The sequence below is a fragment of the Yoonia litorea genome, from assembly GCF_900114675.1.
GTDB classification, from domain to species: domain Bacteria; phylum Pseudomonadota; class Alphaproteobacteria; order Rhodobacterales; family Rhodobacteraceae; genus Yoonia; species Yoonia litorea.
On sequence record NZ_FOZM01000001.1, the window covers coordinates 281,038 to 304,457 of the forward strand.

Sequence of the window (23,420 nt, forward strand, 5' to 3'; positions counted from 1 at the left end):
TTTAGATCATGGCCTGGCTGTGACTAGCCGTATTTCCTGAAAGCCTCCATTTCGATGGCGAGCTTCATCTGAAGGTCGGCCAGTCGCGCCATCTCATCCTTGCGCGCGTCAGGGTCGGTCAGGGATTTCAGGCGTTCAGAGCTTGCCAGTATCTGCTGGCGCAAGATGACGACTGGCGATTTAGCATCGGCCTCTTTCATCATTCGGTTCAATACGGCGTTCTGTGGATCATCGAGATGCGGGAGCGGCTTGCCTGCGCCCGGAAGGTCAACAAAATCGCCTCGCTTTTCGGCGTTTTCGACGATTTGGTCGATCAGACTGGAAAGAGGGTGATGCATCTGGATTCCGCGCTGTGTATGACGGGCGACTTTTGCCTTCAAATAGTGTATAGTCATCCCTGCACACGGGGGGAACAGATGGCGGATCCATTTCAGGATGTTGACGCGGCGGGGGCTGATTTCATCAGAGTTTTCGCCGATGCAATGGATGCAAGGCAGGCTGATCCCGCGATGGAGGCGATCGTCGCGGCCTATCTTTCAGAGCTCTCCTTTCCTGCTGGTAGTCTGACCATTGAGGTAGGTGCAGGCGCCGGTGCGGTCAGTCGCCGGATTGCAGCACGAGCCGCGCCATCGCGCGTGATTGGATTTGAGCCTTCTATCGGGTTCGTCAACGAAGCGCGGGCCAGGGCGAAGGATCACGACAACCTCAGCTTTGAGGTGGCAGACGGGTCTAGCCTGCCAGTTGATGACGGTTCAGTAGATCACGTGATCATGCATACAGTATTGACCCACGTGTTGGCCCCTGAGGCGTTGATCGCGGAAGCGCATCGGGTCTTGAAACCCGGCGGTGTGCTTGTTGTATGTGACGCAGATTTCTCGAAAGGGTCTTTCGCCAGCTTCCCAAACGACCCTTTGGATATTTGTGCGCGGGCCTTCGAAGCTGGGTTTGTCACCGATCCATATCTGGTGGCCAAGCTGAAGACCTTGGTGGCCGCTGAAGGGTTCGAGACGCCTGATTTCCGGATGACCAGCCGTCTTGTCCAGAATGGGCCGCAGATGTTGCCTTGGGTCACTGAGACGACCAAGCTGATGGTTGCAAATGGACAGATTGGCCAGCAATTGGCAGATGCATTGGTTGCCGAGTATGAGCGCCGCATGAATTCTGGGACACTCTACGGCTATCAGGCATTCGGAACCCTGCGCGCGGGCAAGCCCGTCGCTTAGCTATTCGCGAAACGCCTCATGGCAGGTTCGGCAGCTCTGCCCGAGAGAGGCGAGCGCAGGCCGAATGTCTTCGGACGTCTGGATTGATGTCGACAGGCCGAGCGCAATGGCCTCCATCTCTGCTGCGATGGACGAGAATTGCGCGAAATTTTCCCAGATTGAAGGTTTTGCTTCTGACTTTGGGTCGTCTTCGGGTTCTGTAAAGAGTGCTTCGATCTGCGCAGACTCGGCCGCAATTGATGCAGCAGCGGCGCGGGCAGCTTCGGCATCAAACGGTTCTTCGCCACGCGCCATCAATGCAATCACCTTCAGATCTTCGGCAATGGCAGACATGCTGTTCATACGCGCCATTACGGCTGGATTCTGGACACCTGTATGGGCAAGCAAGGTCGTCGCCGTCATAACACCACAGAGAAGAATTATCATTTTGCGCATACTGGTATTCCCAGCCACGAAAACTTGCGGACCTCACTCGCGGGTCGTCGATGTTGATAGAAAAACGCCGCCCTGAGGGAGCGGCGTTGATCAATTCCGAAGTGCTGCAGTTTAGAAACCGAAGCCTGCGTACTTGTTCTTGAACTTGGAGACACGGCCGCCGGCATCCATGAGGCGTGCGCCGCCACCGGTCCATGCAGGGTGTACAGAAGGGTCGATATCCAGCGACATCTGATCGCCTTCCTTGCCCCATGTGGATTTCATCTGAACCACAGTACCATCGGTCAGTTTGACGTCGATGATGTGATAATCTGGGTGAATATCTTTTTTCATGGCGACTGTCCTTATGCCTCTGCGTCAGCACCCTTGGGTGCCTTGTAGTTTGTAACCTCTGCGATCCGCGCGGACTTACCACGGCGAGAGCGCAGATAGTAAAGCTTGGCGCGACGAACGCGGCCACGACGCACCACGTTGATGCTGTCGATATTGGTGGAGTGCAGAGGGAACACACGCTCAACGCCTTCACCAAAGGAAATCTTGCGAACTGTGAACGAACCGGCGATGCCTTTGCCGTTCTTGCGGGCGATGCAGACGCCTTCGTAGTTCTGAACACGGCTGCGGGACCCTTCGGTCACCTTGTAGCCAACGCGGATGGTGTCACCCGCTTTAAAATCGGGGATGTCGTTCCCCAGCGCAGCGATCTGCTCCGCTTCGAGTTCTGCGATCAGGTCCATCTGAAACGCTCCTATGATATGCTTGCGGTTTTCCGCAATGGTTCTCGTGTCGTAGAGCTCTGCGTCGTGATCGGGTTCAGCCAACTGCCCGGCAGAGGTGCGTCATCATCTCTTTTTTGTGGTCTACTGAACGCCCCGGCGAAAATGCATCCACGAAAGATGCCATCGATGATCCGGTTTACACATAAACCAAACCCCGGAATCAGCGAACTGTCCGGAGATGCCGCCGTATAGGCGCTTCGGGACAGGCGATCAACCCTCAATAGCTGCTCAACCTTGACTGCGATCACTCTGCAAATTTGCACAATGCAGCTTGCGCCAACGGCGTTGCCTTCACGCAAATACTGGGGCTAGCATTTCCCTAGTCTTAAGGAGGCGAGCCATGAAGTATGTTCCGATAGTTGCGCGCGTTTTGCTGACAATTGCGTTTGTGATGGCGGGTGGTGCAAAACTGGCCGGGGCCGCGCAAATGGTTGATGTCTTTGAAGCCATCGGACTTGGTCAGTGGTTTCGCTATCTGACCGGTGTGATTGAGGTCGGCGGGGCCGCCATGCTTTGGTACAAGCCAACGCGTATCTTGGGCGCACTGTTACTTGGGGCAACAATGGTTGGAGCGATTATTGCTCATGTGCTTGTCCTGGGGCCATCGACACTTCCAGCAATTATCTTGGGTATCCTGACTGTTATCGTCATCAGGTTTGAGCGCCAGCCAGCGTCTTAGTCGCCAGACTGAGACTTTTTCAGATGGGCGTTCCACAGATCCGGACGCCTTTCTTTGGTCAACGCTTCGGACATAGCGCGTCGCCACTCGGCGATCTTGGCGTGATTGCCTGAAAGCAGAACTTCGGGAATATCAAGCCCCTGCCACGATGCAGGTTTGGTGTATTGCGGATGTTCCAGCAGGCCCGAAGAGAAGCTTTCTTCGATTGCGCTCTCGGTATTGCCCAACACACCCGGCAGAAGGCGCACCGTCGCGTCAATCATAGCCTGGGCTGCAATCTCGCCACCGGTCATCACGAAATCGCCCAATGAGACTTCCTCGATCCCGAAATGTTGCAGCACACGTTCGTCGACACCTTCAAACCGACCGCAGAGCATCGTGACGCCGTTCATACGCGCCCATTGCCGCGCCATCGTCTGATCGAAGCGCCGACCGCGTGGCGAGAGATAGACAAGCGGCGCGATGCCTTTTGTCCCGGCACGCGCCTCGGCAATCGCTGCTGCCAGAACGTCAGCACGGAGCACCATGCCGGCTCCGCCGCCTGCCGGTGTGTCATCGACATTGCGATGTTTGCCAATGCCGTGGCGGCGCAGGTCATATGTCTGCAACTGCCAAAGCCCGTCATGCAAAGCTTTCCCGGTCAGGCTATGACCCAGCACACCCGGGAAGGCGTCAGGAAAGAGTGTGATGATCTGCGCAGTCCATGTCCCGGCCAGATCCGGTGCATCTGTCATCAACTCACGCGGCTGCAATGTTGGACGGACGGAAATCCGTCCGGCTGAGCGTGGTGTCTTGCTCAAAACAGACCCTCCGGCGGATCGGCAACGATCCGGCCCGCAGTGAGGTCAACAGTCGGGACGACTGCTTGAGTGAAAGGGAGCAAAACAGTTTCGGACGTGCCTGCAACACTGAGTTCGAGCAGGTCGCCTGCGCCATGGTCCATCACATTCTTCACCGTGCCAAGCGTTGCCCCGCCGGTATCGACAACAGTGAGGCCGATCAGGTCGGTGTAGTAAAACTCGTCTTCCTCAGTTGCAGGCATGACGGCGCGCGCCGCATAAAGGGGCGTATTGCGCAGCGCGTCCGCCTCTTCTTTTGTTGTGATCCCGTCAATGCGGGCAGTGAGCCCGTTCTTGGTCTGGCCGGTCAGAACGATCTGTGCAAAGCTTCGCCCGTCTTCGGTCGTCAGAGGCGCATAATCTGCAATCGCAGCGGGATCAGCGCAATAGGACTTCAGGCGTACCTCGCCATGAACGCCAAATGCGCCGCCGATGGCGCCAACGATGACTCGATCCATCATTCGTTCAATTCTCGTCCAACGCAGATATCTTCAATCCAAAGGCCGCCACCGCTTTCGCAGATTTGATGGCGGCCTTCGCGTTCGTAGAGCATTCCTGCGATAAAGGCGATCATCACCAGAATTATCGTGCGCAATAAGCGGAACATGGATGCTCAGTCATCTACCGAATTGCCCCGCAAACACGCCGCGGGGCAACACGAAATGGATTATTCTTCTGCAGCAGCCTCTTCGGCTGGGGCGTTAGCCGCTTCTTCTGCAGCTTTTGCCTTTTCAGCCTTCTCTTCAGCGCGTGCCTGAGCAGCCTTACCAGGTGTGCCCTTCTTTGGGTTGCTGCGCTCTTTCTTGGGCAGCACGTCAGCGGCTTCCAGCATACGGGAAACGCGGTCGGTTGGCTGTGCGCCTTCACCCAGCCAGTGCTTGACGCGCTCGATGTCCATTTTCACGCGGTCTTCGCTGTCTTTTGGCAGCATCGGGTTGTATGTGCCCAGCTTTTCGATGAAGCGGCCATCACGTGGCATGCGGCTGTCAGCAGCAACAATTGCGTAGAATGGACGTTTCTTTGAGCCGCCACGGGCCAAACGGATTTTCATAGCCATCAGATTTTCTCCTTAGAAGATGGTCGTGAGGGTCGCCCCTCAGGATTGGTGTTGTTTGTGGTGTTGGATGACTTCCTGAATGATGAAGTTCAGGAATTTCTTGGCGAATTCCGGGTCGAGATTGGCCCGTTCCGCAAGGTCGGTGAGACGCGCGATCTGTTTTTCTTCGCGCGCGGGGTCGGATGGGGGCAGGTCGTGTTCAGCTTTCAGCTTGCCCACGGCCTGTGTGTGCTTGAAGCGTTCGCCCAGTGTGTAGACGAGGATGGCATCAAGGCGATCGATGCTTTCGCGGTGCTCGCGCAGGATTTCGGCTGCGCGGGTGGTGGTGTCAGTCATGGGACACTCCTTTGCGGTAATGGCGGTAGACCAGCGCGTTAAACCCGTCAGGTCCGTTCGCGTCGGGATCGCGGGTGCCGCCCAGTGCTTCTGCCACGCGGATCGAGGCAGTATTGGCAGCGCTGATGTAACTGACGATGCTTGGCAGGTTAGTTGTCGCAAAACTGTGGTCCAGCATGGCGCGACCAGCCTCCTGGGCGATACCTTTCCCGGTGAAGTCATCAAAAACGAACCAGCCGCATTCGGGTTCGGGGAAATGTGGCGGGTGGACAAGGCCAACGCCGCCGGCGAATTGGCCTTCATATTCCACGCCAAGGGTGCCGAAACCGTAGAGCGCCCAGGACGCGATGTCGTTGGTAAACCATGCCCACGCTTTCTCAGCGTCGATCGGACCACCCATATGCGTTACCTGATCGCTGGCGAAGAAAGCGGCGTAGGCGTCAAAATCGCGACGCTGGTATGGGCGCAACTTAAGGCGCTGGGTCTGCAAAGTAGGGATCATGCGATGGCCCCCGCTGCTTGAGAGACGGCTCGTGGGTCATTGTGCGACAGGTGCCGGAAGACGATGACATCTTCGTCGTCCACAACGTCGCGCCGTTCCTCCGTCGCGCCGAGGCGCGTGGCCAGGGCAAGCGAACGGGTATTGGCCGGCGAGATGAGCGAAATCAGTGGCTCAAGCCCGAGTGTCTGGCCAGCCCATTCGCGAATGGCACATGCCGCTTCGAAAGCATAGGATTTGCCTTCGAAGCCGTCGAACATATGCCAGGCAAGTTCCGGCTGTGGCCATTCGATGTGGTTGATGATGCCCACGCGGCCAGCAGCGACCCCGCTGCGACTATCAACCACCGTGAAGAAGCCGTAGCCATGCCAGCTCCAGTGACCGATCCCTGCCAGAAAGCCGCGCCAAGCATCGCGCTCGGTGCCTTTGCCGCCGACCGTGGCCATACGCTCGGACTGCGTCACCCATGCCATAAACGCTGGAAGGTCGCTCTTGGCTGGGCCGCGCAGGATCAGGCGGGCTGTGGTGAGGGTCGGGGCGGGGGTCATGCTGTCTGGTCTGGTGTTTTGCTTGGTTGAACTGCCGGAGCCTCCGGCGGGAGTTTCTTGGCCAAAATGAAGGGGCCTACTTCTTCTTGCCAAAGCCAGAGAGGCCGGGGGGCAATTGCATTCCGCCACCGCCAAGGCCCGGAAGGCCGCCAGGAGGCATCTTGCCTTGCAATGCCTTTGCGGCTTCGGCCATGGCTTGCGGGTCGTTCATGTCAGGCATGCCGCCGCCCTTGCCGAACATGCCTTTCATGGCCTGTTTCAGCATGCCGCCCTTGCCCATCTTCTTCATCATGTCGGCCATCTGGCGCTGCTGCTTGAGAAGTTTGTTCAGTTCAGAGACTTCGAGACCGGCACCTTTGGCGATGCGCTTCTTGCGGCTGGCGGCGAGGATATCGGGGTTTGCGCGCTCTTTCTTGGTCATCGAGTTGATCAGCGCGATCTGACGCTTGAGGATACCGTCATCCATGCCCGCCGCAGCCATCTGTTTCGACATCTTGGCTGCACCGGGCATCATGCCCATCATGCCTTCCATGCCGCCCATCTTGATCATCTGCTCAAGCTGCATCTTGAGGTCGTTCATGTTGAAGCGGCCCTTCTGGAAGCGCTTCATCATCTTTTCGGCCTGTTCGGCCTCGATGGTTTCCTGTGCCTTTTCGACCAGCGCAACAATGTCGCCCATGCCGAGGATGCGGCCAGCGATGCGGGACGGCTCGAAGGTTTCGATGGCGTCCATCTTTTCGCCAAGACCCACAAAGCGGATCGGCTTGCCGGTGATTGCGCGCATCGACAGCGCTGCACCACCGCGTCCGTCACCGTCCATGCGGGTCAGGACCACGCCTGTGACACCGATCTTGTCGTCGAACTCCTGCGCGACGTTGACAGCATCCTGACCGGTCAGGCCGTCCACAACGAGCAGTGTTTCGCGTGGGTTGGCGACATCACGGACGGCGGCGGCCTGTGCGATCAATTCCTGATCGATATGCAGCCGGCCCGCGGTGTCGAGCATATAGACATCGTAGCCGCCAAGGCTGGCTTGGGTCTTTGCGCGTTTGGCGATCGCAACAGGATCTTCGCCTTTGACGATAGGCAGGGTATCCACACCGATCTGCCCACCGAGGATGGCAAGCTGCTCCATCGCCGCAGGCCGGTTGGTGTCGAGCGAGGCCATGAGGACGCGCTTGCCTTCTTTTTCCTTCAGGCGTTTGGCAAGCTTGGCCGTGGTCGTGGTCTTACCTGAGCCCTGCAAGCCGACCATCAAAATCGGCGCAGGCGGATTGTCGATCTTCAGCGCGCCCGGATCATCGTCGCCTGTCAGGACGTGCTGCAATTCGTCATGCACGATCTTGACGACCTGCTGGCCGGGCGTAATCGACTTGGTGACGGCCTGACCGGTCGCTTTTTCCTGCACCGCTTTGACAAAGTCGCGGGCGACAGGCAGTGAGACGTCGGCTTCAAGCAATGCCACGCGGACTTCCCGCAGGGCTGTTTTGACGTCATCCTCAGTGAGCGCACCTTGCTTGGTGAGCTTGTCGAACACACCGGACAGGCGTTCAGAGAGATTTTCAAACATCGGCCAAGGCCCTTTTCGTCATTTCGGTTGCTCTGCTCCATATAGGAAGCCAAGCAATAAAGCAGTAGCGCCCCCGTGGGCGCAACGCGCTGACGGAGGGCGATCCCTTGTAAAACAGGGACCGGAAAGCTGAAGCTATCCGGGTTTTGAGGGGCGTTTACGCCGCGCGTGTTCCTGAGTCAATATCTATTGGCCGGATGGAAGTCTTCGCGTGATGTCCTTGCGGTAGGCGACCGCAATAGTTGCGCTGCCAGCCATCAGGACCAGCATATGCCAATAGGGGGGACCCACCCAAAGCAGAAGCGCCGTCAGCCCGATGCACATCGTCACGAAGAGGAGCGCGCCACCTATGCCGCGCCAGCCCCGCACCCACAGTAGCGCCGCGCCAATCAATTCGACCGATCCGGTGATAAATCGTGGAAACTGACCGAAACCGATGGCTTCGTAGATGGCAACGTCGCGCGGATCGCTGCCTAACTTACGCAGGCCATAGTAGATGAAGGCGATGGTCAACGCGAGGCGCAAGGCCAGAAGTGCATAAGATCGTGTCATGGCGCACCAGATAGGGCGCGCCATGAAAAGTCACGGCTTGTCACGCCGCCTGGGCAGCAATCACGTCTTTGGCGGCATAGACGGATACGTCCTTGATGCCGATGAAGCTCAGGACCTGACGCAAGTGTGGTGTGGCGAAATCAGAAGCGCTGTCGATTTGTGTGCCGCCGGACGCCACCGCGACAATGGCGCGTTTGCCTTCCAGCAACCCAACCGGTCCGCCTTCGGTATACGCAAAAGTCACCTTGGGACGCGCAATGAGGTCAATGTAGGCCTTGAGCGCCGCAGGCATCCCGAAATTGTAGACAGGCATGCCGATGACAACCATGTCGGCGGCCTTGAGTTCGGCAATCAATGCGTCGGACAGGGAGAGTGTGGCGTGATCGGCGTCACTGCGGTCTTTGACGGGCACCAGACGCGCTTTGATCCATGCCTCGTCAATTTGCGGCAACGGATCAGCGGCGAGATCGCGCGTGATCAGTGTTTCGGGAGCGAGTTCGGCGACCAGTTGGTCTGTTGCAGCGCGCGTGGCGGATCCGGCAGATGAGCCGGAGGCGTTAATCAGTAGAACAGTTCCAGCCATTGGGGGCTCCTTAAAATCTGTTGATGCAATCAATCTACTTCTTGCGCTTGCGAACAAAATATCCGATTTTTCACACCTCATGTTTGCAGATGCACAGGTTGACCTATGGATAATTGGGATGAAATCAGGACCGCGTATCAGGTTGCGCGCAACGGGACTGTCAGTGGCGCAGCCGAAGCCTTGGGTGTCCATCACGCGACAGTCATCCGCCATATAGATGCGTTGGAGCAGCGTCTTGGCGTGAAGCTGTTTCAGCGGCATGCGCGTGGCTATACGGCCACTGAGGCGGGGCAGGATCTTTTGCAAGTCGCCAAAGCGACTGATGATCAGTTCACGCAGCTTGCGGGCCGGATCAAAGGACAGGGTGAGGGTGTCTCTGGTGACCTTGTGATTACCAGCCTGAGCATCGTCTCCAATTTTGTCACGCCCATACTGGTCGACTTTCAGGCCGCGCATCCCGATGTGCGCATCCGCTACCGCACAGGCGCAAGGCTGTTTCGGCTTGAGTATGGCGAGGCGCATGTCGCCATCCGGGCCGGGAGCATTCCGCAGGAGCCCGACAACGTGGTGCAGCCGCTCATTCAGCAGAGCATGGCGCTTGTCGCATCAGATCGTTACGTGGCGCGGCATGGATTGCCAGCTGATGAAGAAGATCTCAAGAACCACTACTTCGTCACCAATGATGATGAGCATAGCAGGGCACCGTTCACGCGATGGCTGGCCGGTATCGTGCCTGATGAACGGTTCAGCTATCGCGCAACTGACCACCGCAACATGGAAGACGCGATCCGTGCCGGTGCCGGGATCGGTTTCGTGACGGCGCAAACTGCAGCAGAAGACGATACGCTGACAGAGGTTGCCGAACGGCGCGCTGTCTGGGAAGCGCCACTATGGCTCGTCACCCACGTCGATCTTCACCGGACAGCGAAGGTGCAGACATTCCTGAAGTTCTTTAAAGAACGGATCAAGGAGCTTGCGTGCTAGGACCAAGCTCCTTTGACAGGAAGTTCTCGAAAGCATCGAGATCGATTGCATCCATTTGTCCGAAGCCCTGCATCCAGACGGAGGCCTCGCGAAGTGCGTCAGGTTCGAGCTTGCACCATTTGACACGACCGCGCTTCTCCTGACTTATCAGGCCCGCAGCGGTCAGAACGCCGAGATGTTTTGAGATCGCAGCAAGTGATACGTCGAATGGTTCGGCAACATCCGTGACCGCCATATCGTCTTCCAACAACATGGCGAGGATGGTGCGGCGCGTCGGATCGGCGAGGGCCGAAAAAACCTGATCGAGTGTCGGTGTCATATGCCGATTAAGCTGTGTTGGGGAAAAACGTCAACCAAATGGTTGAATGTCCGAATTTGCAATGTGGTTGCTTGAATGAGTATTTTGCGGATCGTAAATCCAGAAAAAAATATGAAATACCAGATATTTACGCCGATCTCGTGGGCGCTTGACTCTATCAGGGCGTCAACCTAAACCACCCTCAACCTTTCAGAGGGTCAAAAACCGATGCCAGAACCGCATGACGCTGATCGCCTTAAGGCGCTTGAGGCGAAAATTGCAAAGCTCAAAGAGCCGGCAGAGGTTAAGCACCACTCGGAAGAGCACTACTCCCAAGCCCAGCTTGCCTGGCGAATGGTGGTAGAGCTTGTCGCCGGTCTCGGGATCGGCTTCGGCATCGGATACGGGTTGGACGCCGTTTTTGGCACAGAACCCTTCTTGATGGTGCTGTTCATATTTTTTGGCCTCGCGGCGGGTGTGAAAACCATGATGCGGTCGGCCAAAGAGGTTCAGAAGAAGCAGCAAGAGGCTGCAAAAGAAGAGGGCGACGCACGTGGCTGAAGAAAAAGCAGAAGGTGGTTTGGTCTTTCACCCGCTGGATCAGTTCATTGTCAAACCACTGTTCGGCGATGGTCCAGTGCAGTGGTACACCCCGACAAACGTGACCCTTTGGCTGGCGATTGCCATTCTGGCGACGATTGCCCTGTTTGTGATTGGCAGCCGCGGTCGCGGTGTCGTTCCGAGCCGGGTTCAGTCGGTCGCTGAGCTGTTTTACGGCTTCATTTACAAGATGGTTGAAGATGTGTGTGGCAAGGAAGGTGTTCGGTACTTCCCTTACATCATGACGATCTTCGTCTTTATCTTCTTCTCGAACTATCTTGCGCTGATCCCGATGTCGTATTCCCCGACGTCGATGATCGCGATTACGGCTGTTCTGGGTTTTGGTGTCTTCATCGCCGTTACGGTGCTTGGTTTTGTCAAGAACGGCCCTTCTTTCCTTGGCCTGTTCTGGATGAAAGACGCGCCGGCGATCTTGCGCCCCATTATCGCTGTCATCGAGGTGATTTCCTACTTCGTCCGTCCAGTCAGCCACTCGATCCGTCTTGCAGGCAACATCATGGCGGGTCACGCTGTTTTGAAGGTGTTTGCAGGCTTTGCTGCGCTGACACTGGTCAGCCCCGTCGCGATCTTCGGCATTGTCGCAATCTATGGTCTTGAAGTGCTGGTCTGCGGCATTCAGGCCTACGTATTCACCATTCTGACGTGCGTCTATCTGAAAGACGCTCTTCACCCGCATCACTAAAGGTTTGATGGGTGGCGACACCCATCGTACGCAACTTCCAATCGTAAGGAGAATTCACATGGAAGGCGAACTCGCACACATCGGCGCAGGTCTGGCAGCAATCGGTTCTGGTGCCGCAGCTATCGGTGTTGGTACCGTTGCTGGTAACTATCTTGCTGGCGCTCTGCGCAACCCATCCGCTGCTGCCGGTCAGACAGCAACACTGTTCATCGGCCTCGCATTTGCGGAAGCTCTGGGGATCTTCGCATTCCTCGTGTCGCTTCTGCTGATGTTCGCCGTCTAAGACAGCGACCCATATCCTTACGGCTGGCCGACTTGCTCATCTAGAGCGCGTCGGCCAGTAAACACCAAAGGTATTCGGGGGCCATCATGGCAACAGAAACAACAGAAGCCGCAGGGGTCTGTGTCGACGCAGGGGGGTCAGCCCTCGGCATGCCACAGCTTTGCGCAGATTGGATGCCCAACCAGATTTTCTGGCTCGTGGTCACTCTGATCGCAATCTACTTTGTGATGTCACGCATCGCCCTCCCGCGCATTGCCGCGGTTCTGGCCGAACGTTCTGGTACAATCACGAATGATATTGCCGCGGCCGAAGAGCTGAAAAACAAAGCAGCGGAAGCTGAAGAAGCCTATAACAAGGCTCTTGCAGACGCGCGCACTGAAGCTCAGAAAATCGTCGCCGAGGCGAAAGCCGAAATTCAAGCCGAGCTGGACGTTGAGCTGAAGAAAGCCGACGCGCAGATTGCGGCCAAGACTGCCGAAAGCGAAGCTGCGATCGCGGAAATCCGCGCAGGTGCGGTCCAGAGCGTTACGGAAGTCGCGAAAGACACGGCGAAAGAACTGGTCGCTGCCTTGGGTGGCAATCCAGACGGTGCCGCAGTTGAAAGTGCTGTTGAAGCACGGATGAAAGGGTAAGACATGAGACTAACACTCACCGCCCTTTTCGGTCTTGCTGCAAGCCCGGCGCTTGCTGCAGGTGACAAACCGTTCTTTTCGCTGGGAAACACCGACTTTGTTGTCTCAATCGCGTTTCTGATCTTCATCGGAATTCTGCTTTACTTCAAAGTGCCAACGCTTGTCACAGGTATGCTCGACAAGCGTGCAGAAGGCATCAAGTCCGAGTTGGACGAGGCCAAAGCACTGCGCGAAGAGGCACAAGCACTGCTGGCGTCCTATGAGCGTAAGCAGAAAGAAGTTCAGGAACAAGCTGACCGGATCGTAGCGTCTGCAAAGGAAGAGGCGTCAAACGCCGCTGCCGCCGCCAAGGACGATATCGCAAAATCTATCACACGTCGCTTGGCTGCTGCTGAAGAGCAGATCGCAAGCGCGGAAGCGAATGCTGTGAAGGAAGTCCGCGATCAGGCGATTGCTGTTGCTGTCGCTGCCGCCAAGGAAGTCCTCGCGAAGCAGATGGATGCCAAGTCCGCTGGCGCCATGATTGATGCATCAATCGAGACCGTCGGCGAGAAGCTGCACTAAGCCTATCGTAACTTATCAAAAAGGCCCCGTTGGCGGATCGCCAGCGGGGTCTTTTGTTTTTTGGTTGCCGCTAGCGCCAGCCTTCGTGTTCAAGTCTCTTCTTGGCGAAGGCTTCGTTGCGATCGGCTTTCTGCTGATCGGATAACGCCATCTCGACAAACTGGAGGTGGGTTTCAATCGCTGCACGCGCCGCCTGCGGGTCGCGCGCTTGCAGGGCTGCATTGATCTGGCGGTGATGATCCAACAGCGTATCCCTCGTCATCCGCTGCTTGAACATCACCGTGCGATTGTAGAACACACCTTCGCGCAGCAATTCGAACATGGACCGCATCATGTGCAGCATGATCATGTTGTGACTTGCTTCGATGATAGAGAGGTGGAAGTCGGCATCCAGATGCGCTTCGTCCGCAGGATTGCGCTTTTGGTGCGCCACTTCCATCTTTTCAAAGATCGCATTGATGACCTTGAGGTCGGTATCGGTCGCGAGCCTTGCGGCACGTTCGGCCGCGAGGCCCTCCATATCGCGTCGGAAGCTGATGTAATCAAACACTGCCTCATCATGGGTGGCAAAAAGTTTGACCAAAGCGGGTGCGAATGCAGAACCGAGGACATCTGCGACGTATACCCCAGCGCCGGCCTTAGACGTGAGAAGGCCACGGTCCTGAAGGTCCGCCAGCGCCTCTCTGAGTGAGGGGCGCGAGACGTGCATACGCTCGCTGAGCTCGCGTTCGGCTGGCAGACGTTCGCCAGGTCGCAGAATACCACGTAGGATTAGTCCCTCAATTTGACGGACAACACCTTGAGACAGCTTCTCCTGTTGAATCGGTTCAAATGGCATTGCTTCCCCCAGTATTGGTAAAAACATATGACCAAGTTGCCGAATCTACAATCAAAAAGGGGCCGCAAAGCTTGCGACCCCTTTTTCGTATCGTCTGACCGAATTAATTCGGTGTGATGATGATCTCAACACGGCGGTTCATCTGACGCCCTTCGGCGTTCAGGTTTGACGCAATCGGCTGGTTCTCACCAGCGCCGATGGCGCGAACACGCGATGGTGCGACACCACCATTGATGAGGATGCTTGAGACAGCCTGCGCACGACGTTCTGAGAGATCTTGGTTGAACGCAGCGCCACCGACGTTGTCAGTATGACCGATTACGTTCACCGTGGTGTTCGGATACCGATTGAGGGAGTTCGCAACGATCATCAGTTCGTTTTGCGAAACGGAGGATACGGCGGTGCTCCCTGTCGCAAACAGCAGATCCTGGCTCAGAACAACAACGAGGTTTTGGCCGTTGTTGCTGACACCCACGTCACTGCGCAACTGGCGGCGCAGTTCTTCTGCCTGGCGGTCAAGGTTGCTGCCGATGGCTGCGCCTGTTGCTGCACCAATGACGGCACCGGCGAGAGCTGCCTGATTGCGGCCGCGGCGGTCATCGTCGCGGTTGAGGATAAGACCAGTCACAGCGCCACCAACAGCGCCAAGAGCCGCGCCTTGCTGCAGGTTCTGGTTTTGGTTTGGACCTGCGGGGTCACAAGCGGCGACAAGCGTCAGCGATCCAGCCGCGAGGAGCATTGGAATTTTCTTCATTGTCATGGTCATGGTTCCATTAAGATTGGAGGGCAAATCCTGCCCTCGGGATAGTGTGGTTATGTCGCAGAGCGACGTGCTATCCAATAACGAAACAGCGATCCGCTTAGTTCCGCGGTTTATTGCGCGTCTGCGCGGGCAGACTCCCACGCCAGCATCGCGCGTTTGACCGGCAGGCCCCAATGGTAACCACCCAAGGCTCCTGACTTTCGCAATGCACGATGGCAAGGGATCAGCCAGCTTACCGGGTTCCGGCCGACGGCTGTACCTACCGCACGCACAGCCTTCGGGTGCCCAATGGACTGCGCGATTTCAGAATACGTCGTGACGTGCCCTGATGGAATCGCAAGCAGCGCTTCCCATACTTTAAGTTGGAAGGGGGCGCCGATCATATGCAGTTGTGTCTCACCTTCCATGCCGAGCGCTGACATAGCCCACCGCCGCAATTGCGTTGGGTCTTCAACAAACTTAGCCTTTGGCCAACGTGATTTGAGGTCCGCCATGGCAGGTTCGGGACCTGCCTCAGCCGCGAAGGCGATTCCACAAATTCCCCTATCGGTGCCCATCACAAGGGCTGGTCCAAACTGGCTTTCGAACCACCCCCAGAAGATCTCGAGCCCCTCGCCGTCTCTTGCGTAGTCGCCAGGGCTCATCGCCTCCCACCGGACGAAAAGATCATGCAGGCGCCCACTGCCTGACAGGCCAACCTCTTGCGCCGTCTCAAGTGTCGTGAATCGTTCGCGGAGCAAGGATTTTGCGTGGCCAAGCATCAGATACTGTTGATACCGCTTGGGGGAGACCCCGACCCAGGTAGAGAAAAGCCGCTGAAAATGCGCGGGGCTCATGTTCATTTCATCAGCAAGCTCGCTGAGGGACAGTGGAGTGCTTCCCGCAGCATCAATCGCGTCAATGGCGCGGCGCATGATTTGGTAGTGATAGGTTTCGGTCTGTTCCATGTTGGTCAATCTAGGTGGACAGCGCCTGCCAAGCGACCCGAAAATTGCGCATCTGCCGCTTGCCCCTGTGACAGTGGGCAGGCATACCGGAGCCCATGGCAAAGCAGCTTGACTATCATACCATTCGGGAAATCTTCACCCGCTTTCAAGCCGCTGAGGCTGAACCCAAGGGCGAGCTTGAGCATGTAAATGTCTACACTCTTGTCGTCGCCGTTGCGTTGTCCGCGCAAGCAACAGATGCGGGGGTGAACAAGGCAACCCGTGCGCTTTTCAAGATTGCTGACACGCCTCAGAAAATGCTCGACCTCGGTCTGGAGGGGCTGACTGAGCATATCAAGACAATTGGCCTATACAGGCAGAAAGCTAAGAACGTCATTAAGCTCAGTCAGATCCTTGTCGATGACTACAATGGAGAGGTGCCGAATTCTCGCGCTGCCTTGCAGTCGCTGCCTGGCGTGGGACGCAAAACTGCGAATGTGGTTTTGAATATGTGGTGGGGTCAGCCTGCTCAGGCTGTGGACACACATATCTTCCGTTTCGGCAATCGCAGCGGTGTCGCCGTGGGGAAAGACGTCAACGCAGTCGAGAGGGCGATCGAAGACCACGTTCCAGCCGATTTCCAGCTCCACGCCCACCACTGGATGATTTTGCACGGGCGCTACGTCTGCGTCGCCCGAAAACCGAAATGCACGGCGTGTCTGGTCCGCGATCTGTGTCTCTACGAGGATAAAAACCTATGAAAAAGTTTCAGGTGGTGGGCATCGGCAACGCGATGGTCGATGTCTTGGCACGCGCTGAAGATGATTTTCTCAAGACTGCCGGTGTCCAGAAAGGGATCATGCAGTTGATCGACATGGATCGCGCTGTCGATCTCTATTCGCGTGTCGGTCCGGCGCGCGAGGTAAGCGGTGGCTCCGCTGCCAACACCATTGCAGGGATCGCACATCTGGGTGGCCGGACCGCCTACGTCGGTAAGGTGAAAGATGACCAGCTCGGTGCCATCTTTGCGCACGACCTGCGTGCACAAGGGGCCGTCTACGAAACAGCCCTCGCACCGAAGACCGAAGAGGCTGAAACGGGCCGGTGTATTGTGATTGTGACGCCTGACGGCGAGCGGTCGATGAACACCTACCTCGGCGTTACAGAGTTTCTGACAGCCGATGACATCGACGTGGCGCAAATGGCAGAGGCCGAGTGGATCTATCTAGAAGGCTACCGTTTCGATGGTCCCGAAAGTCACGCTGCTTTCGCAAAGGCCATTGATGCCTGCAAAGGGGCAGGGGGCAAGGTGTCGATTACGCTATCGGACCCTTTCTGCATCGAGCGCCACCGTGACGCGTTCCGCGATATGGTCCGCGATCACGTCGATCTGCTTTTCTGTAACCGCGCCGAAATGCTGTCGATGTATCAGACGGATGACTTCGACGGCGCCTTGGCAAAGGCCGCGTCGGAAGTTGCAATTGTTGCCTGCACCGACAGTGAACACGGGGTTCATATCCTTTCAGATGGCCAGCGCTGGCAAGTTCCCGCGGTTCCGACGCAGATCGTGGACGCCACCGGTGCAGGCGATCTGTTCGCCGGTGCGTTTCTTTGGGGGCTGACCAGCGGTTACGACCTTGAGATATGCGGAAAAATGGGAAACCTCGCCGCATCGGAGGTGATCAGCCACATCGGCGCGCGACCAGAAGCGGACCTCAAGAAGATGTTTGAAGATGCCGGGTTGATCTAACGCGTATGCTGTTAGGGCCTGACGGTCCGCAGCCAGAGGCGGTCCAACTCGTCAATGACATCCGTGGCAAATCGCGCTTCCTCTTTCCAGTACTTGCCGGAGGGGACGTAGTAGCCCAGCTGCGCTTCGCGCTGGAGCGCGGCCTCCATCAACGTATGATCGACTGGCGCGGGCGCGACTTCTGCGACTGTATCCGGCGTGGCCCTTGGGAAAACCAACCGGCTGTCATCCTGTGAAAGATTCACCATCGCGCAACCCTCGCGTGCCGCAAGCGCCATCAGTCGGGCTGACTTGGCCTCAAGCGAGCGGAGCGTCACGTCTTCGCGCAATGGGTCAGCGGTGCCCTTTCCATAGAAGTGCGTTTTCGCGGCGTTGCTGTAAACCATATCGCATCCCATCACGGCGATGGTTTTTGGCTTGAGTGCGGCAAGCGCCCAATAGCTTGCGGTAAATGCCATCGTGCCGCCAGCATAGACAAAGCCGCCAAAGGTATTTTGGTGGGGGACGTATTCAGCCGCCCGGATGATCCTCTGCCCGTTTTCAAGGTTCTCCGGCCAACGATCTTCGGGGAAATCATCGGGGTGAATCAAATCGTCCCAGTCGCTTCGGACGCGCCAAGCGTTGTTGATCGCCACTATGCGGTCAAATGGGGCTCGGTCCCAGTCACGCGCGTCAATTACGTTCGGACCGCTGCCCAAGATCAGTACGACGGTCACTGTGTCCTCCGGAGACCCATGCTTCAAATTACGTTCAGGATGAAACTGCAGATCGACGCGCCGAATTGCCCTCTGACGGCTTACTGTCCCAGCTTCGCATGGACTTCATCTAGGTCAATCTCGCCGATTGGCATCTTGTTGGCTGGATTCTCAAAGTCGTATTTGAAGATGCGGAAGTCCTTCTTATACATTTCGTAGACGAGGTGCATCGACAGATCGTCGAAGTAGTCCTCGACCGGATTGGCGCGCTTTGGTCCGTGGCCCTCGCTTTCGTTAAAGCGCGGAATTTCTGCAAGACTGATCGGATGAGCGGTGTCGACTGCATCAAGCACTGTTTGCATCCCATCGTTGAACTTTTCGGTCCAGAAGATGTGATCATAACGCCCGCCATTTACGATAAAGGTGCTGATATGGCCTGACATGGCGGACCAGTGAATGTCAGGGTCCATGGGGCGCCGCCAACGGATGGTGTCGCGGGCAAAAAGCAGAAAACGGCGGAAGCTTTTGATCTGGTCGAACTCGAAGCCGTTGTCAGGATCGCCGACTTCGATTCCGTATTTCTGAACCAGAAGCGGGACCAGATTTCCGCGATAATACTTGCCATTGCGCTGAATGCCGCAAATCTTGTCAAAGAATGAGGACAGGATCCGCGTGTAGGGGTTGCGCACGCAGGTAAAAGCATAGCTGCGATGGGATTGAACGTTCTTGATTATCGCTTGCTGACTGTCATCCAGTGCCCATTTGTGAATGCGGTCTTTGGCGTCATGGATATCACCATCGAAGAATTCACCATGATCAGAGTAGTACATGATCTGTCCGATGGTCGAGCAGGCGCATTTCGGGACGACCCGATAGACCATGCTCTCACTGGTCGTCATCCATGTTCCGGGAAAGCTTGGCACGCTGTCACTCCGCAAAAAACTTGAAAGGCAAAAGAGCAAAGAAACGCTGTAACTTCAATCTCTGTTCGCGTTATGACGGTCTGCGACAGATCACCAACCAAGGCCGAGACATACCGCTGATGGCGCGCATTGCTTTCATCCTCCTGTGTCACAAAAACCCCGATGCCATCGTCGCACAGGCCGAACAGCTGACGGCGGCGGGTGACTATATCGCGATCCATTTTGATGCGTCATCACCATCTGCGGACTACCAACTGATCCAGCAAGAACTGGCAGAGAACCCTAACGTGGTATTTGCAAAGCGGCGGGTGAAATGCGGATGGGGTGAGTGGAGCCTCGTGCAAGCGACACTTCACGCGGTCGAAGAAGCGGTCGAGGCATTTCCGCATGCCACGCATTTCTACATGGTTTCTGGCGACTGCATGCCGATCAAATCGGCCGGTTTTGCCCATCGGCTTCTTGATGACAATGATGCCGACTACATCGAAAGTTATGATTTTTTTGACAGCAACTGGATCAAGACAGGGTTTCGCGAGGAACGGTTGATTTACCGTCACTTCTTTAACGAGCGCACGCAAAAGTGGCGGTTCTATACGGCACTGGCGCTCCAAGAGCGGCTCAAGATGACCCGCGCGGTTCCCTCCGATATCCGGGTCATGATCGGTAGCCAGTGGTGGTGTCTGCGCCGCCAAACCATCGAAGCAATTCTCGACTTTACCAAGGCGCGGCGCGATATCATGCGCTTTTTCAAGACCACCTGGATTCCTGATGAGACATTCTTTCAGACGCTCGTCAGACATTTGGTGCCGGGGCGCGAAATCGAAAACCGGACCCTGACGTTCTTGATGTTTTCCGATTACGGGATGCCGGTCACTTTCTACAACGATCACTATGACATGCTGCTCGGCCAGAATGGTATCTTTGCCCGCAAGATCAGCGCAGAGGCCACTGATTTGCGCGAAAAACTCGGTGCGCTCTATGCCAGTGACCGAACAGATTTCGCCGTGTCAGGCGAAGGTCAGCGACTTTTCGACTTCCTGACCAAGCGTGGACGGATCGGCCGCCGCTTCGCCCAGCGGTTCTGGGAGCGCGAAACAACACTCGGGCGTAATCGCGAGTTAATGATTATTGCCTGCAAAAAATGGCATGTGGCCAAGCGCCTCGTTGCAGCCATAAATGAACAGACGGACATTCCTGCTCTGGAATACCTCTTTAACGAATCCGATACGCCGCTTCCGGATCTCGGGGGAATCGAGAGTAGCCTTGAAAAGCGCGGTCGACATCGCCGCGCGACAATGCGGATGCTCTTTCATCACTTTGGCAAAGAACGTCTGATCATCTGTCTTGATACTGCAGACTTGGACGTGATCGGCGATTTCTTTGCAGATCGCGCAACAGTCAGGCTTCTAGCGATTGAGTGCAATTGCGACGATGAATACCTGATCGGCCACGCAAAACGGGTGGGCCTTGCCAGCGACATGACACCTGATGCGACATTCGACCGGCTTCTGCCGACCATACGCTCCGACATGATTTTCGAGCGGGAAGCGATCCGGGACGCCGCCTTCCAAAATATGTCGCGCTTGCGCGAGGATGCCTCTGTTGAGGAGAACAGCCGTGCCCTTGCAAATTTCTTGAGCATCGACCTGTCTCAGGCCAGAACTCTTGCCGAAACCCCCTACCTATTTGTTGATTGAGGAAAGCCATGGACTTTGATTACGACGACCAGAATATCTTCGCCAAAATCCTGCGAGGCGAAATTCCAAACAGGACGGTATATGAGAATGACTATGCCCTCGCATTCGAAGACATCGCACCTCAGGCCCCGGTCCATGTGCTTGTCATCCCGAAAGGTGCATATGTCAGCCTCGACCACTTCGCACTTGAGGCATCAGCCGATGAACAGGTTGGGTTCATGCAAGCTATCGCCGAGGTTTGCAAAATTGCGGACCTAAAAGATGGATTTCGCGGGATTTCCAATACGCGTGCGCATGGGCTGCAAGAAGTGCCCCACTATCACATGCATATCTTGGGCGGGCGTCCTCTGGGTCCGATCTTGGTAGATTAGACTGGTTCTTTCTTTGCGGTGAGCGACAGGAACACATCTTCCAGATGTGCTTCCTGCGTTCTGACATCCCTGATCGGAATGCCCGCATCGCGCACCAGTGAGAGAATTGCATCGGCAGGCGTCTTGCCGCTTTGATAGGTAAAGGCAAGCGACCCGTCGCCAAGCTTCTCACCGACGACACCTTCGGGCAAGGCCGGCAGGTCGCATTCATCGCCGGGTGTGATGACCAGCGTTTTGCGATCAAGCCGTCCCAGCAGGTTTTCGGTGCTATCTCTGACGATGACCTCGCCGTGGTTGATAATCGCGATATCGTCACACATCTCCTCAGCCTCTTCGAGGTAGTGCGTCGTCAGGATAATCGTCATGCCTTGATCATTGAGCTTGCGGACATTGGCCCAGAGCATGCTCCGCAACTCGATGTCCACGCCCGCTGTCGGTTCGTCCAACACCAGGATCTGCGGTGAATGCACCAATGCCTTGCCCAGAAGCAATCGCCGCCGCATCCCGCCTGAGAGCGACCTTGCGTAGGCATCTGCTTTGTCTGTCAGACCGATCAATTCGAGTATTTCGGCTGTCCGCCTTTGTGATTTCGGCACACCGTAAAGCCCGGCTTGCACATCCAGTGACCCTGCCGGTGTAAAGAATGGATCAAGATGAGGTTCTTGTGGCATGACACCGATGGCCGCGCGCGACTGGCGCGGGTTTTCGTCTTGGTCAAAGCCCCATATTTTCACCGAACCGGCTGATTTGACCACAAGTCCCGCAAGAATATTGATCAACGTCGACTTGCCAGCCCCGTTCGGCCCCAACAGCCCAAAGATCGACCCTCGCGGGATAGTGAGATCAATGCCTTTAAGCGCTTCTTTCGCCGCACTCCGGCCAGAGCCTTTATAGGTTTTCTTCAAACCGGAAATTTCGATGGCATTGTCTGTCATGTGTGTCTTTTCCCCGACCCGCCGCTGCGGTATACCCGCCGAGAGATAAGGCGGGCAGAGGCTCGCGGCAACCAGATGGAATAACACCATGACGACACCAGCCCCAGAGACACGCATTGTGGATGACTGGCGCGTTGCCTGCGACGGCGGTGAAGGCGCGCTGGGGCACCCACGCGTTTGGCTTCAGATTCCACACGAACATGGCTGGGTTGAATGCCCGTATTGCGATGCCAAGCTGATCCATAAGGATTTTGAAGGCAAGGTCGCCTGACGAAGATCCGCACAGGCTCTGTTCAATCGCGTTGGTATCGTTTGCGGTGAACGCAGGCTATTGTCATGGTGTCCGCACAAGGAGCACGCCATGACTTTCCGCCCAGTGACCCAAACAACCCATGCCCAACCAACGATGGAAGGTGCAGGTGTACATTTGCACCGTGTCTTTGGCTTTGGTGACCCTTCAGAAAGCGATCCCTTCCTGCTTTTGGATGATTTCCGAAACGATATTCCGCAGCATTACGAAAAAGGCTTCCCATGGCACCCGCACCGCGGGATCGAGACGATCACCTATGTTCTTGAAGGTGAGGTCGCCCATGGTGACAGCCTAGGCAACAACGGAACCCTCGGGGCCGGTTCGGTCCAATGGATGACGGCGGGATCTGGGATCCTCCATCAGGAAATGCCCAAAGGCAATGCGGCAGGTCAGATGCACGGATTCCAGCTTTGGGCAAACCTGCCGTCCTCTCTCAAGATGACGGCCCCTCGGTATCAGGACATTCAAGGCGGGGACATTCCGGAAATCATCGACGATGACGGGACGCGGGTCAAAATCATTACTGGCAACTTCTGGGGGAAGTCCGGTCCTGTTGACGGAATTGCAGCAGACCCGCTTTATCTGGACATCTCTGTCCCACCGAACACGCGAAAAACCCTGCCGGTTGATACACGTGCGAATGCGTTTGCCTATGTTTTTGCAGGCGCGGGTCGCTTCACCGATGCCGCAGACCCTATTGGCGTGCGGGTGGAGAAAGAGGTCGCTGGTCAGGAAATCAACATTCGCGACATGACAGGCAATCGCACCCTTGTGCGCTTTGGCAATGGCGATGAGGTGACCGTGAAGGCTGGTCCCGACGGCATCCGCTTTCTGCTTGTTGCCGGACGCCCCATACAGGAACCTGTCGCATGGCACGGGCCCATCGTGATGAACACGCAAGCGGAACTGATGCAGGCCATGAAGGACTTGCGCAACGGGACTTTCATCAAGTCGCAGCACTGAAAATTATCGGCCCGATAAATATCCTGGGGGAGTCCCGAAGGGACGGGGGCAGAGCCCCTTCCGCCCTAGACCCCCTAATGCCGCGCGT

35 protein-coding genes are annotated in these 23,420 nt (G+C 56.5%); 14 read left to right on the forward strand and 21 right to left on the reverse strand.

Going from position 1 to position 23,420, the window contains the following annotated elements; translation table 11 throughout:
• Positions 1-23: 23 nt before the first annotated feature.
• Positions 24-338: a DnaJ family domain-containing protein gene (locus BM316_RS01475; RefSeq protein WP_090207345.1), complete on the reverse strand. Its 315-nt coding sequence runs from the start codon at positions 336-338 to the stop codon at positions 24-26.
• Positions 339-416: 78 nt separating this feature from the next.
• Here BM316_RS01475 and BM316_RS01480 point away from each other — a divergent pair, with 78 nt between their 5' ends.
• Positions 417-1,223 (forward strand): class I SAM-dependent methyltransferase, encoded by an 807-nt coding sequence (locus BM316_RS01480; RefSeq protein WP_165606518.1) that lies wholly within the window; start codon positions 417-419, stop codon positions 1,221-1,223.
• Here BM316_RS01480 and BM316_RS01485 read toward each other — a convergent pair whose 3' ends face one another.
• The 3 genes from BM316_RS01485 to rplS all read right to left on the reverse strand — a co-directional run bounded on the left by BM316_RS01485 (position 1,224) and on the right by rplS (position 2,392).
• Positions 1,224-1,574: a c-type cytochrome gene (locus BM316_RS01485; RefSeq protein ID WP_165606519.1), complete on the reverse strand. Its 351-nt coding sequence runs from the start codon at positions 1,572-1,574 to the stop codon at positions 1,224-1,226. It lies immediately after the preceding gene.
• A gap of 195 nt (positions 1,575-1,769) precedes the next feature.
• On the reverse strand, positions 1,770-1,991 hold the full coding sequence (gene rpmE, locus BM316_RS01490) for a 50S ribosomal protein L31 (RefSeq protein ID WP_090203102.1): 222 nt from the start codon (positions 1,989-1,991) through the stop codon (positions 1,770-1,772).
• A gap of 11 nt (positions 1,992-2,002) precedes the next feature.
• The gene (rplS, locus tag BM316_RS01495; protein ID WP_090203105.1) at positions 2,003-2,392 is read right to left on the reverse strand and encodes a 50S ribosomal protein L19; all 390 of its coding nucleotides are present in this window, start codon (positions 2,390-2,392) and stop codon (positions 2,003-2,005) included.
• Positions 2,393-2,774: 382 nt separating this feature from the next.
• On the opposite strand from rplS, the gene BM316_RS01500 reads away from it, so the two are divergent.
• Positions 2,775-3,113 (forward strand): DoxX family protein, encoded by a 339-nt coding sequence (locus BM316_RS01500; protein ID WP_090203108.1) that lies wholly within the window; start codon positions 2,775-2,777, stop codon positions 3,111-3,113.
• On the opposite strand, the gene trmD is transcribed toward BM316_RS01500, so the two are convergent.
• The 10 genes from trmD to BM316_RS01545 form a co-directional block, all read right to left on the reverse strand.
• Positions 3,110-3,913: a tRNA (guanosine(37)-N1)-methyltransferase TrmD gene (trmD, locus tag BM316_RS01505; RefSeq protein WP_090203111.1), complete on the reverse strand. Its 804-nt coding sequence runs from the start codon at positions 3,911-3,913 to the stop codon at positions 3,110-3,112. The two genes, BM316_RS01500 and trmD, sit on opposite strands and share 4 nt — an antisense overlap.
• Positions 3,910-4,413 (reverse strand): ribosome maturation factor RimM, encoded by a 504-nt coding sequence (rimM, locus tag BM316_RS01510; protein WP_090203113.1) that lies wholly within the window; start codon positions 4,411-4,413, stop codon positions 3,910-3,912. Before rimM ends, trmD begins: the two co-directional genes overlap by 4 nt.
• Positions 4,410-4,559, reverse strand: coding sequence for a hypothetical protein (locus BM316_RS16635; RefSeq protein ID WP_165606520.1), 150 nt, complete (start codon positions 4,557-4,559; stop codon positions 4,410-4,412). Before BM316_RS16635 ends, rimM begins: the two co-directional genes overlap by 4 nt.
• Before the next feature lie 60 nt (positions 4,560-4,619).
• Positions 4,620-5,009 (reverse strand): 30S ribosomal protein S16, encoded by a 390-nt coding sequence (gene rpsP, locus BM316_RS01515; RefSeq protein ID WP_165606521.1) that lies wholly within the window; start codon positions 5,007-5,009, stop codon positions 4,620-4,622.
• Between the two features lie 39 nt (positions 5,010-5,048).
• Positions 5,049-5,345, reverse strand: a complete 297-nt coding sequence (locus tag BM316_RS01520; RefSeq protein WP_090203119.1) for a chorismate mutase — start codon at positions 5,343-5,345, stop codon at positions 5,049-5,051.
• Entirely contained in the window at positions 5,338-5,847 is a 510-nt protein-coding gene (locus BM316_RS01525; RefSeq protein WP_090203122.1) for a GNAT family N-acetyltransferase, read from the reverse strand. The genes BM316_RS01520 and BM316_RS01525 overlap by 8 nt, the downstream gene beginning before the upstream one ends.
• Positions 5,844-6,392 (reverse strand): GNAT family N-acetyltransferase, encoded by a 549-nt coding sequence (locus BM316_RS01530; protein WP_090203125.1) that lies wholly within the window; start codon positions 6,390-6,392, stop codon positions 5,844-5,846. The genes BM316_RS01525 and BM316_RS01530 overlap by 4 nt, the downstream gene beginning before the upstream one ends.
• A 76-nt stretch (positions 6,393-6,468) precedes the next feature.
• Positions 6,469-7,962 carry a signal recognition particle protein gene (gene ffh, locus BM316_RS01535; RefSeq protein ID WP_090203127.1) on the reverse strand — a complete coding sequence of 498 codons (1,494 nt, stop codon included), beginning with the start codon at positions 7,960-7,962 and terminating at the stop codon, positions 6,469-6,471.
• A 186-nt stretch (positions 7,963-8,148) separates the two neighbouring features.
• Positions 8,149-8,538, reverse strand: coding sequence for a DoxX family membrane protein (locus BM316_RS01540; protein WP_242649705.1), 390 nt, complete (start codon positions 8,536-8,538; stop codon positions 8,149-8,151).
• Positions 8,539-8,554: 16 nt separating this feature from the next.
• A complete protein-coding gene (locus tag BM316_RS01545) occupies positions 8,555-9,097 on the reverse strand; it encodes an FMN-dependent NADH-azoreductase (protein ID WP_090203129.1) in 543 nt (180 codons plus the stop codon).
• Positions 9,098-9,202: 105 nt separating this feature from the next.
• Here BM316_RS01545 and BM316_RS01550 point away from each other — a divergent pair, with 105 nt between their 5' ends.
• Positions 9,203-10,081 carry a LysR family transcriptional regulator gene (locus tag BM316_RS01550; RefSeq protein WP_090203132.1) on the forward strand — a complete coding sequence of 293 codons (879 nt, stop codon included), beginning with the start codon at positions 9,203-9,205 and terminating at the stop codon, positions 10,079-10,081.
• Here the strand turns inward: BM316_RS01550 and BM316_RS01555 are convergent.
• A complete protein-coding gene (locus tag BM316_RS01555) occupies positions 10,062-10,400 on the reverse strand; it encodes an ArsR/SmtB family transcription factor (protein ID WP_090203135.1) in 339 nt (112 codons plus the stop codon). The genes BM316_RS01550 and BM316_RS01555 overlap by 20 nt on opposite strands.
• Before the next feature lie 207 nt (positions 10,401-10,607).
• Here BM316_RS01555 and BM316_RS01560 point away from each other — a divergent pair, with 207 nt between their 5' ends.
• The 5 genes from BM316_RS01560 to BM316_RS01580 all read left to right on the forward strand — a co-directional run bounded on the left by BM316_RS01560 (position 10,608) and on the right by BM316_RS01580 (position 13,161).
• Positions 10,608-10,940 carry an AtpZ/AtpI family protein gene (locus BM316_RS01560; protein ID WP_090203138.1) on the forward strand — a complete coding sequence of 111 codons (333 nt, stop codon included), beginning with the start codon at positions 10,608-10,610 and terminating at the stop codon, positions 10,938-10,940.
• Positions 10,933-11,682, forward strand: a complete 750-nt coding sequence (locus tag BM316_RS01565) for a F0F1 ATP synthase subunit A (protein WP_090203141.1) — start codon at positions 10,933-10,935, stop codon at positions 11,680-11,682. Before BM316_RS01560 ends, BM316_RS01565 begins: the two co-directional genes overlap by 8 nt.
• Positions 11,683-11,740: 58 nt before the next feature.
• Positions 11,741-11,965, forward strand: coding sequence for a F0F1 ATP synthase subunit C (locus BM316_RS01570; protein ID WP_008233394.1), 225 nt, complete (start codon positions 11,741-11,743; stop codon positions 11,963-11,965).
• 86 nt (positions 11,966-12,051) lie between these two features.
• Entirely contained in the window at positions 12,052-12,597 is a 546-nt protein-coding gene (locus BM316_RS01575; RefSeq protein WP_090203144.1) for a F0F1 ATP synthase subunit B', read from the forward strand.
• A gap of 3 nt (positions 12,598-12,600) precedes the next feature.
• Positions 12,601-13,161, forward strand: a complete 561-nt coding sequence (locus tag BM316_RS01580) for a F0F1 ATP synthase subunit B (protein WP_090203148.1) — start codon at positions 12,601-12,603, stop codon at positions 13,159-13,161.
• 70 nt (positions 13,162-13,231) lie between these two features.
• Here BM316_RS01580 and BM316_RS01585 read toward each other — a convergent pair whose 3' ends face one another.
• From BM316_RS01585 to BM316_RS01595, 3 genes are all read right to left on the reverse strand, one after another.
• A complete protein-coding gene (locus tag BM316_RS01585) occupies positions 13,232-13,999 on the reverse strand; it encodes an FCD domain-containing protein (protein ID WP_090203151.1) in 768 nt (255 codons plus the stop codon).
• 103 nt (positions 14,000-14,102) lie between these two features.
• A complete protein-coding gene (locus BM316_RS01590) occupies positions 14,103-14,759 on the reverse strand; it encodes a YiaD family glycine zipper/OmpA-like lipoprotein (RefSeq protein ID WP_090207351.1) in 657 nt (218 codons plus the stop codon).
• Between the two features lie 113 nt (positions 14,760-14,872).
• The gene (locus BM316_RS01595) at positions 14,873-15,709 is read right to left on the reverse strand and encodes a methylated-DNA--[protein]-cysteine S-methyltransferase (protein WP_090203154.1); all 837 of its coding nucleotides are present in this window, start codon (positions 15,707-15,709) and stop codon (positions 14,873-14,875) included.
• A gap of 95 nt (positions 15,710-15,804) precedes the next feature.
• Between BM316_RS01595 and nth the strand changes: the two genes are divergently transcribed.
• Both nth and BM316_RS01605 read left to right on the forward strand, forming a co-directional pair.
• Entirely contained in the window at positions 15,805-16,449 is a 645-nt protein-coding gene (gene nth / locus BM316_RS01600) for an endonuclease III (protein ID WP_090203157.1), read from the forward strand.
• A complete protein-coding gene (locus BM316_RS01605) occupies positions 16,446-17,438 on the forward strand; it encodes an adenosine kinase (protein WP_090203161.1) in 993 nt (330 codons plus the stop codon). Before nth ends, BM316_RS01605 begins: the two co-directional genes overlap by 4 nt.
• Positions 17,439-17,449: 11 nt before the next feature.
• On the opposite strand, the gene BM316_RS01610 is transcribed toward BM316_RS01605, so the two are convergent.
• A complete protein-coding gene (locus BM316_RS01610) occupies positions 17,450-18,154 on the reverse strand; it encodes a hypothetical protein (protein ID WP_090203165.1) in 705 nt (234 codons plus the stop codon).
• An 80-nt stretch (positions 18,155-18,234) separates the two neighbouring features.
• Entirely contained in the window at positions 18,235-19,032 is a 798-nt protein-coding gene (locus BM316_RS01615; RefSeq protein WP_090203167.1) for a sulfotransferase family protein, read from the reverse strand.
• A 143-nt stretch (positions 19,033-19,175) separates the two neighbouring features.
• Between BM316_RS01615 and BM316_RS01620 the strand changes: the two genes are divergently transcribed.
• Together BM316_RS01620 and BM316_RS01625 are read left to right on the forward strand one after the other, a co-directional pair.
• Positions 19,176-20,753 carry a DUF5928 domain-containing protein gene (locus BM316_RS01620; protein ID WP_090207354.1) on the forward strand — a complete coding sequence of 526 codons (1,578 nt, stop codon included), beginning with the start codon at positions 19,176-19,178 and terminating at the stop codon, positions 20,751-20,753.
• A gap of 8 nt (positions 20,754-20,761) precedes the next feature.
• Positions 20,762-21,124, forward strand: a complete 363-nt coding sequence (locus BM316_RS01625; protein WP_090203170.1) for an HIT domain-containing protein — start codon at positions 20,762-20,764, stop codon at positions 21,122-21,124.
• Here the strand turns inward: BM316_RS01625 and BM316_RS01630 are convergent.
• Positions 21,121-22,059 carry an ABC transporter ATP-binding protein gene (locus BM316_RS01630; protein WP_090207357.1) on the reverse strand — a complete coding sequence of 313 codons (939 nt, stop codon included), beginning with the start codon at positions 22,057-22,059 and terminating at the stop codon, positions 21,121-21,123. The genes BM316_RS01625 and BM316_RS01630 overlap by 4 nt on opposite strands.
• 88 nt (positions 22,060-22,147) lie before the next feature.
• Here BM316_RS01630 and BM316_RS01635 point away from each other — a divergent pair, with 88 nt between their 5' ends.
• Both BM316_RS01635 and BM316_RS01640 read left to right on the forward strand, forming a co-directional pair.
• On the forward strand, positions 22,148-22,330 hold the full coding sequence (locus BM316_RS01635; RefSeq protein ID WP_090203172.1) for a zinc-finger domain-containing protein: 183 nt from the start codon (positions 22,148-22,150) through the stop codon (positions 22,328-22,330).
• Between the two features lie 90 nt (positions 22,331-22,420).
• The gene (locus tag BM316_RS01640; protein WP_090203174.1) at positions 22,421-23,332 is read left to right on the forward strand and encodes a pirin family protein; all 912 of its coding nucleotides are present in this window, start codon (positions 22,421-22,423) and stop codon (positions 23,330-23,332) included.
• The last annotated feature ends 88 nt before the right edge of the window (positions 23,333-23,420 follow it).